This window comes from Agaribacter marinus, from assembly GCF_030160655.1.
In the GTDB taxonomy this organism is placed as follows: Bacteria; Pseudomonadota; Gammaproteobacteria; order Enterobacterales; family Alteromonadaceae; genus Glaciecola; species Glaciecola marina.
Map to the genome: position 1 here is coordinate 83,987 of NZ_BSOT01000009.1, position 12,697 is coordinate 96,683.

Consider the following 12,697-nt stretch of genomic DNA (forward strand, 5'->3'; position numbering starts at 1 on the left):
TTTTAATTGACGATTATTTTGAAGTATGTGAGTCAACATGCAATTTAGTAGTTAATACTTAAAATTCGAATTAATAATTGGTCAAAATTTAAATTATGAATAAATAAATCGAAATTTTACTCATTAATAAGTTCATAATATTATTTTGTGTGATACGTATATCTGGATGTTAAAAAAAATATATATAAATCAACGCTTTATTTTTAATTGAAAAGCTGGCGCGGACAGTGCTATGGGCGAGTAACACGTACTTTATATGAGTACGCAGTATTAAGCATTACCCTGTTGTTCGTTGTACGAAGATGTATAACGAGAGGAGATAAAAATGAAGTTAATCAGTAAAGCCACTATTCTTGCCTGCAGTATCGCATTGACCTTATCAGTGCAAAGCGAAAATACGCCAGACCTGCCTGTTACAGCAGCGACTAAGGTATTGGCTTCAGCAAGCAGTGAAATCACTGAACAACAATCATATATCATCCAAGGCACGAGCATTGCGCATTTGACTACCGTATTAGAAGCCGCTGGCGTTTCAGTTGCTCGTGAGTTCCCAATCATCAATTCTGTCTCCGCAGTATTAACCAGTGACCAAGTTAAAGCGATAACAAAGATCGGTAGTTTGTCTTTAAAACAGGATGGTGTCGTAAAGACGCAAAGTCCTATGCCTGCGCATATGCAATGGGAAATAAACAACAACATAGCGCAGCAAGTAGAAGCGCATCGTTTGCATACCATTGGTCTAAAAGGGCGTGGTGTGACAATTGCTATCGTTGATAGTGGTACAAATGTCAATGGCGACTATGGCCGACGCTTAGCTGAACATGAAGACGGTAGCAATCGTTTAGTGGCAAAATACGATGCGACACTTGGTCAATTGTCTACTGTAAAAAATGATGATCAAAACGGCCATGGGACGCATGTTGCAAACATTATAGGTAGCAGGTTTAAACATGGTACAGGTGTCTGGCATCGTTACAATGGCATTGCACCTGAGGCAAATATTTTACCAGTAAAAGCGTTTGATGCCGAAGGTAAAAGTAACTACTCGACAGTACTCGATGCACTCAATTGGATCTATCAAAATCGCGACAAAAAGCGTATTCAAGTAGTTAATCTTTCATTAGGCACTGCAGCGACTAGTCGCTATTGGGAGGATCCTATCAACCAAGCCGTGACGAAACTATGGGATGCTGGCATTGTGGTAGTTGCTTCTGCGGGTAACAACGGTGAAGAACTTGGTATTACAGTACCGGGTAATAATCCTTATATTATAACAGCAGGTGCAGCGACCGATAACCGTACGCCGTTTGATTATTCAGATGACCGCATTGCTTCTTTTTCGTCCATGGGGCCTACTTATGATGGCTTTGTTAAGCCTGATGTGGTGGCACCTGCGACAAATATTGCGGTTAAATTTCAACAAAATATTCTTGCTAGAAAATTAAAACTTCATCCCCTTGGGCATGACTACGCAGAAATTTCAGGGACATCTCAGGCGGCGGCTATTGTAACAGGTGTGGCTGCATTGGTAGTACAAAATAACCCGCATCTTTCACCAGATGATGTGAAATGTAAAATCATGACAGCAGCGCGCGCAGCTGTTACACAAGAAGGTAAGTATAGCTTTTCACCTTTTAAGCAAGGCGCTGGCTTAGTTGACGCTTACGAAGCGGTAATGACACACACCACAGGTTGTGCAAATAAAGGCTTAGATATTAAGGCTGATATTGCTGATACCGCGCATTTTATTGGGCCAGTTGAGCAGACAGATACAGGTGAGTTTGCGATTCGTTTGTTTGATGGGACATTGGTAAATGCAGATGAGCATTGGTCTACACAACTTATTGATATTAATGGTGGTCATTGGGGTGGCAATAGAATGCGCCTCTTGGAAGCCCATGCAACTGATAACGCTTTAGATTTGTTAGGTGCACATTGGGAAGGACAAACGATCGATATAAATGGTGGTCATTGGGGCGGAGACAAACTGCGAATAATGGCTCAAAGTACTCAGTCCGTTGAGAATGCTGAAAGTAACTAATTCTCTAGCTATCTAAAGTGTAAAAAGAGCTTTGATTTCCAAAGCTCTTTTTATATGTAAGCACAACAAAAGTGCAAGATACAAATTCTTTGCTACATTACTATCAAGAACACATTCAGCAGTCCGATACAACTATATGCAGCTTATTTTTCAAACATTAATATTACTCACTGGGTTCAAGCGTGTAAGCACGACCTTGGCAGTGCTAATAAGCCTGCTTAATCACGATACAGTGTTGGCAGAAAGCGCATATAAAAATATCAGTTTTTCGCAGATGACGATGGAGGATGGCTTAAGTTCCGATAGCATTACGGATATCTTTCAAGATGACAAAGGTTTTTTGTGGCTAGCGACGCAAGATGGCTTAAACCGCTACGATGGCAACAGTCTTAAACATTACCTATATTCTCCTAAAGATAGTAATACGCTATCCGCGCCATGGATAAATTCAGTTATCGAAGACCAAAATGGCCTGATTTGGGTGGGGACTGATAACGGTCTAAATATTATTGATCCCGTTTCAGACACCGTGCAGAGAATTTTTGCATCAAAGGGCACGGCAAGCTTAAGTGCAAATAGAGTTGGTGATTTATATTTGGATGCGTCAAACACAATCTGGATGCTTGCAGATGGCATATTAAATAAGTATTCGTCCGATAAACAAAAAGTTACTCATCAAAAATTTTATGCTCAGAGTGGTGAGCAGCTAAAGATTAAAGCATTTCAGGCTTTAAGTGACTGGCAGTTTTTGCTTGGTACAGAAAATAAAGGTTTGTATCTTTATTCACCGCAGTCTGACGCCTTTACACCATTACGCGGCCACTTTATTAAAAATGCTGAAATTGTATCCGTTGCGGTAAGTACACTATATATTTCGAGTAACAATACACTTTGGGTTGGCACTGCGTCATCGGGTTTGTTCAAGGTGGATATGAAAGACCTACTGAGCGACAAGGTGGCTGCAACAATTGCGCATATTCCTGCCTCTGGCGATACGCATATTAAAGAATTAATAGAAGACCAAGACAACACCTTGTGGGCAGCCACTAATAGCGGTTTGGCTTACTCAAATCAGGCGCATGACCTCAATTTTATTAGACGGAATCCTCGCGATTCAGATTCTTTAGTGTCAGATGAGGTCAATACAATATTCATTGACGAGAGCGGCATTTTTTGGGTGGGGACATTTTCTGGCATCAGTAAATGGAACACATTTTCAAAGTATTTTACTAATATTGACGCTGACGGCATTCAGGGGGTCAGTTTATCCGGCGCTGATGTTACCGGTATCGATATTATTAACCATGACAAGATATTGGTCTCTAATCTAAAAGGCCTCGACCTTGTCACGATATCTACCGGCAAAGTCGAGAATATACCTGTGCAGCTTAGTCAACAACAAGGGTTAGCAGAAGCGGAAGTTATGTCTGTAAAGTATCGGCATGAGAATGAAATATGGGTTGGTTATCGCAATAAAGGTGTGAGTAAATTCAATCCGAAAACGCTGGAATTTAACCACTATGAGTATAAAAGAGATGATACTTCGAGTATTGGCGCAGCAGGTATTCCTTACATATTACGCTTAGCGAATATACAGAAGGACATGTGGTTTACTACTTTTGGTGGCGGTATTAGTTTATACAACGAGAGCGATAATGCTTTTATATCTTACGCGCGAAATGAAGATGATCAATATACCCTAAGCTCAAATCGCGTAATTTCTGCCTACGAAAGTTCAGAAGACTTGATTTGGCTCGGCACCTTAGATGATGGCATAAACATATTTAATCCAAGAACCAAGTCAAACTATCGAGTAAACGGGCTACTTGATACACAGTACAAAATAAAAGAGATTATTCGAGGTTTCACTGAAGATGGTGAGGGTAATATGTGGGTGGCTACCAATGGACGAGGCCTACTTTATATTTCAGCAGAAACCCTACAAGCGGGTAGATTTGATTACCAAATGCTGGTGCGTGAAGATGGCTTGCCCTCGAATAGTATTGCAGGTATTGAGTACGCCGCAGATGGATACATTTGGGCTAGTACTTACAAAGGATTGGTAAAAGTCAATCCGAAAACCTTTGAGATGAAGGTTTTTACCACTGCCCATGGTTTGAAAGACAATAATTTTAACTCTATGTCACACACCCAGTTACCAGATGGTCGCCTAGTATTTGGCAGTACCAGCGGTATTAGTATTTTTGACCCCAAACAACTGGCGAAAGAACAGCGGCATTTTCCGATAGAGATAACACAATTTCATAAACTGAATACCGTATACAACCCTGCGGTAATTAAAAACAGTCTAGATGAAATTGTGGTGCAACATGACGATTACCTTGTTGGGTTTGAATTTGCTGGCCTTGATTACGTTTCGCCTGACGATAACAAGTTTAAGTATCGTCTTATCGGTTTTGACCCTGACTGGGTCGACGCGAGTGAAGGCAACAAAGCGGTGTATACAAACTTACCGTCTGGCGACTATACATTTCAAGTCATTGGGGCGAATAGCGATGGGCACTGGAATGAAGAAGGGGCAAGCATAAAACTGGTTGTCAAGCCGCCCATTTGGCTATCGTTTTGGGCGTATATCGTTTACTTTTTTATGTTCATGTTAGTCATCTTAGTGGCTGCTCGGATGCTTAGGTTGAGAAATGAACGAGAAAAACGTTACCTAGAAAAACTTGAAAATGATGTGAGTGAGCGAACGCAAGAATTACAGCGCTTAAATACAGAACTACTAAATGCCAGCGTAACTGACCAATTGACCGGGCTGCATAACCGTCGGTATTTGAATAATGTGTTGCCGGGTGTCGCAAAAGAAGCGTTGCAGAAGTTTACGGCAGTCATTGCCGGTATGGACGAACAAAGTTTGGGGGATAGCCAAGTGGTTGCGCCTCGCATATTTTTTCTGATGTTTGATATGGACGGCTTTAAACCGGTTAATGACACTTATGGACATGATGTTGGTGACAAGGTAATTGAACAAGTCGCAGACTTGCTTAAAGACGTTTGCCGGGTAAACGACATCGTGGTGCGCTGGGGTGGAGATGAGTTTTTAATTGTGGGGCATGTGAATCAAGCGAAAGAAGCAACTCAACTGGCTGAACGTGTGAGATCCGTTATTGCCAGTCATGAATTTGATTTAGGAATTTCACAGCCAATTCACCTGTCCAGCTCAATCGGATTTTCTTTATATCCCTTCAGTCAGTTTTCACCTGAAGCATTAACGTGGGATCACGTGCATATTCTTGCTGACAATGCGCTTTATGAATCAAAAGGAAATGGCCGAAATACATGGACAGGCATATTGCCTAAAAATGAGCTATTGCCCTATTCCGCACTCAATCAAATCACTGCAAATGTAGAGGCTGCCATTCAACAAGGTTTTGTTGAGCTGGTTTCACATAAAAAATCTTAGTATGAATGGGTCAACGAACAAGTAGCGCTGATGTCTACCGGAGCGTTTTGAAATTCTTATTGCTGCCTTTTTAATTTGTAGAGTGTAGGCTCACTCACACCAATTTGCGCGGCTGCGCGTGTCATGTTGCACGTGTTTTCTTGCAACACTTTGTCAACTAGCACGCATTTAATAGCCGCAAGTGGTTCTTTGACGACGATATCACTAGTAATTAAGGTATCTAGCAAACTGGCAACGGGTGTCCAGCTTGCAGGCAGGGTTACTTTGAGTTTAGCACTAAGTGCTTTGTTAACTTTTCTGCGTGCTGTGCTAATGGGTAACTGTAGTCGTGTCGCTATTTCTTTATTTGTTTTATATACAAGTTCGCATTCTCTGAATAAGTAGAGTTCTATTTGCTCGCCGATATTGAGGTGGTAGTGCGCATGAGATTGATTCACCTCAATCACGAGTGCTTGAATAGCATTTGAAAATGTTTGAAGCCAACTTTCTGCTGAATCGGTTATTGGCACAATTGTATTGTTCGGCAATTTGCTTTCGATTTGATTGTCCTCAGGGGAAGCAGCAATTTCTGGTGGTGGTGTATGTTGAGCCGATATTGCCCTGCCGCTTTCTGATGTGTTGGTACTTGACCTTATTGCTAGCGCAACTGACTGCATATTATGCTGGGCATCTAAGCGAAGATCCTCAAGTGTAATTTCGTCAGTTTGACTTAACAGAAAGGCTTGCATTAGCTTATTTTCAAGCTCACGAATATTCCCCGGCCAAGTGTACTGGCGCATATGACTTAAGGTGTCTGATTGAATATATTTTTTGGGCGTATCAAAGCGTTTTGAAAACTGGGTAATGAAGTGCTGACAAAGTAGAGGTAGGTCGTCGACCCTATCGCGTAACGGAATATTATGCAGGGTAATAACATTCAGGCGATAAAACAAATCTCGCCTAAACCGACCCGCTTCTACTTCGGTTTCTAAATTTCGATTAGTGACGGCGACAATTTTGACATTTACCGCGAGTTGCTTGGTGCTGCCAATGGGGGTTATATACTTTTCTTGCACGAAACGCAGAAGTTTAGGTTGCATAGACAAAGGTAATTCACCAATTTCATCCAATACAATTGTACCGCCGTCCGCGGCTTTAATTTTGCCTGTTTTTTCGTGTTGCGCGCCAGTAAATGCACCTTTTGCATGGCCAAATAATTCGGACTCAATGAGTGTTTCTGGAATCGAGCCGCAATCTACAATGATTAAAGGCGCAGACGCTCGAGGACCAAGAGAGTGTACCGCATGTATTAGGCGTTCTTTACCAGTACCACTTTCACCGGTAATGAGCACTGTAGTGTCGGTTCTAGCGGCACGTTGTGCTTGTATCATCAGTTGCTGCATTGCATCAGATTGGTATATAAGTGTGCTTGATTTTAAGCCTGTTTTTAAGGTTTCAACTTCTTCAACGAGTTTAGCATTTTGCTGGGCAAGGTTTTTATTTAGGGCGTCTTCAAGTTGATTTCTGCGCAACGCTTTCCCTATTTGCCTTGCAAACCCGGCAAATAGTTGGTTTGTATCTCGAGACAAAGAAAATTGCTGAGTATTGCCATACATGAAAAAACTGACGTCGTGGTTTATGCCCATGGGCAGGACTAAAAAACACATCTCGTTTTCTATATGCTCCATCACTTGTTGTTCAGAAAGCGATTTTTCAGACAAAGTATGTAAAAGCGCTTGCGCATTACTTTCTAGTGCATTTACTTGGCTAATATCCGCTATGTCATTGGATGATAAGAATACATTGTTGTCAGGCTGTTTAGGTGAAATGAGACCTGCAAACTCGAATTCGAAGGTAGACGCTAAACGTTGAATAACGTTAAATATCAGTTTTTCAAATTCGTATTCGTCAGCGATAATTGAGGAAATATCCCAGAGCAGTAACATATTTCTGTAATTCGATACGTTGTCAGCAGAGAAGATGCCACCCAGATAGTCAAAGTCTTGTTCATCGTGGTCAAATTTCCCTATTTCCCACAACATTATTGAGGTGCTTTCATCACTTTGCGCTGCTCTAAGCGCTTTTTCAGACCTATTCATAATAATTGAAGAGGGTGATGCGTTATCATGTTCGGCATCATGTTGGCTGTAAATGCCAACCCCAAAATTAAACGTTAATCGAATGGCGCTGTTGAGATAGGGATTTGCTTCTAGGGCAGTTTTTAGTTTTGAGGCTAATAGATAGCCGTCTTCGATATCGTCAGAATGTGCCGCAACACCAAATAACGCGCCGCCAAAGCGGCTCAAAATATCATCAGCACGCGTATGTTGACCTAAGATAAGAGAAATCTCTTGTAGTACTTCATCGCCTTTTGACTGACCAAATTTTCGGTTAATTAATTGAAAGTCATTACAGTGAATGAGGCAAAGTAGCATGTCAGCGTCCGTTGCTTGCGCATCTATCTTACGTTGTATCGCTTCTCTGCTAAGAAGTTTAGTCAATGGGTCACTTTTTAGTCGTTCAAATTCGCGTACTTGTCGTGAGTGAACATATAGGAGTGACAATAACGCAATAAAGCCCTCTTGCTGAGAGGTGTATGGATGCTCCACAGAAGCCAGCGATATGAGCCAAGCTGGCAGGCTTGACATTGATACAAATGACAATGTGGCAATGCGGTTTGTTCTATGTGTATTGGTCCTGTTTCGTCGCTCATTTGCGTTTGCATCGCCTGTATCCGTCAATTGAATCGACAAGTAGTTATTCGAAATGATCGAAAATGTGAATAAAATTTGCTCTGAGACGTATGTGGCTATTTGTTTTGTGCCGGGAGCATTACGGCTCAATATTGACTCAATGTCAGTGCTAGCATCGCCGCATTCAGCATCATATTGCGCTTTACCATGTTCTTCTTTGTAGCGTAAGTAATCGCAATGTGTCATTCCAGCTAAACCATCGATTAGTTTTTGTAATGATAAATCGCTCTGAGCCATATAAATGAAGAGTACACGGAAAATTTAGCAGATAATAACGTATCGGCATGAGATCGGTATTTCTTAGCGAAACATCAACTTAAGCGAGAATTGCCTAGACAAATAGTTTGCTTTAGGTAATGTAGCAATTGAACAATTTGATTGTAAACTTTAACCATGCACTTATGTATGCAGTATAGTGCTCAAATTTGTATTCAAACAATGTATGCCAAATAATGCCTTACTTGATCTATCTGGTGAATTTTCTGATTCCTTGAATGAAATTTTCGAGGCATGCACAACAGCGATATTACTCGTTGATAAATATTCTAATATTCGATATTGCAACGGTGTCGTATTAGATCTTTTTGGATATCAGCCCAAGGAACTATTGAATCAACCCATTAGCATGTTGATGCCACCAAAATTTCGATTTGGTCATGAAGAAATGTTTAACCGATATTTTACCGCCCCCCAACGCAGGCAGATGGGAAACGGTACTATATTTCCCTCCATCGACAAAATGGGCAATAAAATCAATGTGAGCATTGGCCTTAATACCCTGCTTTTAAATAATGAAAATTTTGTTGTTGCTAATATAACGCAAGCACAAGAAAACAACGATAGAGTCAATCGAGACCTGCAGCTATCCGACGCGCTTCGGATTCGAATGATCAATAATAAACGCTTAATACAACTTGCTGACGCAAGCAATAGCAGTGTGATTATTACAGACAAACAACATGTTATTACGTGGGTAAACACCTCCCTTACTAAGCTGTTAGATAAGTCGTTAGAACAACTCATTGGGCGACCAATCATCGACGTATTTGGCGCGCAAAAGGCTAAGCTTGATGCTTTGTTTATGGCGTACGCAGAGCAACATGCGTTAAAGAAAGAGTTTGTTGTCGAACTGTCTGGCGTACCACGTCACCTTGTGATGGCACTGAGTCCAATACTGTCTGAGCAAAATTCAAACGGGAATGTGCTTTATATTAACGACATTACGGAGCAGTTGCGGCTGCAACACGAATTAGATGAAAATACTCATCTCCTGACTACTATTGCCAGAATCGCTAAGATTGGTCATTACACCTTAAACATTGCGACAAATGAGTTAAATTGGTCGGATGAAATCTATCGCATTCATGATTTACCGATTGGTACACCGATGGACGTTGAAAAAGCTATTGGTTTTTATACTAATCAGTCAAGGCCAATTATAGAAAAAGCGGTTGAAAGCTCATTGCAAACGGGTGAACCCTATGATTTAGAACTTCCTCTAATTACTGCATCAAGACGAGATATATGGGTACGTGCAGTGGGTTACGTAGAGTTTATTGATGGAGAGCCTGCGATGTTGAAAGGTGCATTTCAGGATATCACGCACATGCGCCTTTCGGCGCTTGAAGCAGAAAAAGGAATTCGCACAAAAAGTGCTTTTTTAGCGAATATGAGCCACGAGTTGCGTACGCCGATCAATGGCATTATGGGCGTATCGGAGATTCTTGCCGAAACAAAGTTAGATGCGCAACAAAACGAATATTTATCCGTCTTAACAAAAAGTGCATCAACGCTGCTATCGCTAGTGAATCAGATTCTTACCTATGCAAAATTAGAAGAGTATCCGGATGATGTTCACAATTCCCAATTTTCTGTGTCTACACTAATACAACAAGTCGCATTTACGCATACCGTTGCAAGTGAGAAGAAAGGGATTACGTTTTCTGTCAGCATTGCTGATGACGTACCGGATAGTATTGTGGCAGATGCAGAAAAACTCGAACAAATTATAAATAATATATTGTCTAATGCAGTTAAATTTACGACGCAAGGCGGCATCAAACTTAATATCGCGGCTAGCAGAGATAACGAACTAAGGATTTCTGTCGAAGACACAGGACCAGGTATAAAAGATAGTGATCAGGAAATGTTATTTGAGGCATTTCGGCAGTTAGACATGTCCTATGCGCGGCAATATGATGGCACCGGTTTAGGCCTAGCGATTAGCAAAAACCTCGTTAGTAATATTGGTGGGCGTATGGGCGTAGACAGCGAATTAGGGCGAGGCTCAACTTTTTGGTTTACGGTGCCGTATGAGACAGCGCAGCACGCAAAACCTTCAAACAAAATACTAAAATTGCCACCGATACTTGTGCTAGTAAAAAGTAACGAACGAAATCAATGGTTGAAAGTAGCCGATGGTCTTAATTTAACTATTGTGCCAGCAACAAGCGAAACGCAGATGCTGCAGGTCCTTAAATCCAATGATATTATTAAGCTAGTGCTGGTGCCTTTGGAACAAATTACAAAACCAGCCGATGTGGTTAAACGAGCAGTAGAGCGGTTGCTGAGTAAACAACAGCTTTTACTATTTGTTAAATCGTCTAAGCTAGGTGATGTTATACATAAAGACTTTGTCGATTGTGTCGTGGAGGTCGCTACCAGTCAAGATATCGGTGAGCGGGTAACGCAATACCTATTGGCAGCCGAGTCCTTCTATCAATCGTTCATGCGTCTATCTGAAGGAAAACTTGAAGGTAAGCACTTACTTATTGTAGAGGATAACGAAATTAACAGGTTAATCTTCTATGAGATGCTAAATGATTTGGTGGCTAAAATTACGATGGCAGAAAATGGGGTAGATGCTTTAGAAAAGCTTTCAGCACATGATGACATTGACCTCATTGTGATGGATTGTCAGATGCCCGAAATGGATGGTTATGAATGTACCCAGTATATTCGTAAATCAACCGATGCGCAGCGGCGCAATCTTCCAATAGTTGCTGCGACTGCCCATGTACTCAGCGACGAAGTTACTAAATGTTATACTGTGGGTATGAATGATATTATTCAGAAGCCATTCAATAAACATCAATTAATTAAGGCGATTGCAAATAATTTATGAGCCATGCAGTAAAAATACCGCCGTATCATCATATATGGCGGTACATCTACACTTTCATACTCTCAATACTATTACCGATAATTTTACTCTTAAGTAGAAAAAAGTTAAGCCAGAAAACGGTAAGTACGAATGAACAGTCTGACATTTTAGATGAACGACGCTTTTCTGAAAGGTTTGGTGTGCTTAACCAGCGTGCAACATCCGTGGATATCTTAGTTCATTGCGTGTCAGTCGGGGAGTTAAATGCTGCATCGCCACTCATTGCGCGTTTACTGGTTGACTACCCCGACTATAAGATAATGGTGACAACGACGTCTGTCACCGGGGCAATTCATGCTTATGGATTGTTTAAACAGAAAGTACAGCATCATTTTTTACCTATTGATATTCCTTTTTTCATTGGACGTTTTTTAAAAAAAGTAGCTCCAAAGCTTGTTTGTATTACTGAAGTAGAAATATGGCCAAATTTAGTTAACGCTTGTTGGGAAAACAACATTCCGATATGTTTGTTGAACGCGAGAATGAGTGATAAGTCGGTGCCTACTTATCGAAGGCTAAGTAAGTTGTTTCGACCGACTTTGCGGAAATTCACCTACATATGTGCGCAAAATCAATCATCTTATGACAACTTCTTGTCGGTCGGTATTTATAAATCCCAATTGCGCCTTTGTCACAATATGAAATTTGATATTTCTTTAGATGCTGCCGACACCGACAAGGGGGAAGTGCTAGCGAAACATTTCGCATTGACAGACAAACTAGTTATTGTTGTTGCGAGTTCTCACGATCCTGAAGAAAAGCTATTGTTGTCGTCATATTCGTCCTTGCAGAAAAAGCACCCTAATTTAGTGTTGATTGTTGTACCTCGACATCCTCATCGCTTTGGCGACGTTTATGAGTTATGCAGTGCCAGTGGATTTATAACTGAGAAACTTAGTGATCATGTCGACGATGCTGGGCAAGTGTTGAAGGTAAGTAACGCAACACCTAATATTCTTGTGTTGAATGCTATGGGGTGGCTAAAAGCGGCGTACAGTGTCTGCAATATTGCGTTTATCGGTGGGAGTTTTGTAGAAAAAGGCGGTCACAACGCCCTTGAATGCGCGGCATACGGAAAGCCCATGTTAATGGGGCCAAGTATTTTTAATAACCCAGGTATATGCAAACAATTATCTCAATCAGGTGCCTTGTCAATTGTTGAAAACGAAGAAGCGCTAACAAAACAATGTGGCCTATGGCTTCAGTGTTCCGACAAAGCTGTATCTGCAGGTAATGCTGGTAAAGACGTTGTCACCGGGAATAGAGGTGCAGTCGACGCTACGCTAACGCTATTGCACCCTTTACTTGGCAACTTTTTAAGAAACTAGGGTGTATTG

5 protein-coding genes are annotated in these 12,697 nt (G+C 41.2%); 4 read left to right on the forward strand and 1 reads right to left on the reverse strand.

Annotation, left to right across the window (positions count from 1 at the left end):
* Positions 1-325: 325 nt before the first annotated feature.
* Positions 326-2,041, forward strand: a complete 1,716-nt coding sequence (locus QQK00_RS16075; protein WP_284218695.1) for a S8 family peptidase — start codon at positions 326-328, stop codon at positions 2,039-2,041.
* Positions 2,042-2,177: 136 nt separating this feature from the next.
* The gene (locus tag QQK00_RS16080; protein ID WP_284218696.1) at positions 2,178-5,465 is read left to right on the forward strand and encodes a ligand-binding sensor domain-containing protein; all 3,288 of its coding nucleotides are present in this window, start codon (positions 2,178-2,180) and stop codon (positions 5,463-5,465) included.
* Positions 5,466-5,521: 56 nt separating this feature from the next.
* Here QQK00_RS16080 and QQK00_RS16085 read toward each other — a convergent pair whose 3' ends face one another.
* On the reverse strand, positions 5,522-8,434 hold the full coding sequence (locus QQK00_RS16085) for a sigma 54-interacting transcriptional regulator (protein WP_284218697.1): 2,913 nt from the start codon (positions 8,432-8,434) through the stop codon (positions 5,522-5,524).
* A 178-nt stretch (positions 8,435-8,612) separates the two neighbouring features.
* On the opposite strand from QQK00_RS16085, the gene QQK00_RS16090 reads away from it, so the two are divergent.
* Both QQK00_RS16090 and QQK00_RS16095 read left to right on the forward strand, forming a co-directional pair.
* Entirely contained in the window at positions 8,613-11,321 is a 2,709-nt protein-coding gene (locus QQK00_RS16090) for a PAS domain-containing hybrid sensor histidine kinase/response regulator (protein WP_284218698.1), read from the forward strand.
* Positions 11,318-12,688 carry a 3-deoxy-D-manno-octulosonic acid transferase gene (locus tag QQK00_RS16095; RefSeq protein ID WP_284218699.1) on the forward strand — a complete coding sequence of 457 codons (1,371 nt, stop codon included), beginning with the start codon at positions 11,318-11,320 and terminating at the stop codon, positions 12,686-12,688. Before QQK00_RS16090 ends, QQK00_RS16095 begins: the two co-directional genes overlap by 4 nt.
* Positions 12,689-12,697: the final 9 nt, after the last annotated feature.

Coding starts and splice junctions, on each gene's coding strand:
- QQK00_RS16075 (WP_284218695.1), top strand. CDS start 326: ATGAAGTTAATCAGTAAAGCCACTATTCTTGCCTGCAGTATCGCATTG.
- QQK00_RS16080 (WP_284218696.1), top strand. CDS start 2,178: ATGCAGCTTATTTTTCAAACATTAATATTACTCACTGGGTTCAAGCGT.
- QQK00_RS16085 (WP_284218697.1), bottom strand. CDS start 8,434: ATGGCTCAGAGCGATTTATCATTACAAAAACTAATCGATGGTTTAGCT.
- QQK00_RS16095 (WP_284218699.1), top strand. CDS start 11,318: ATGAGCCATGCAGTAAAAATACCGCCGTATCATCATATATGGCGGTAC.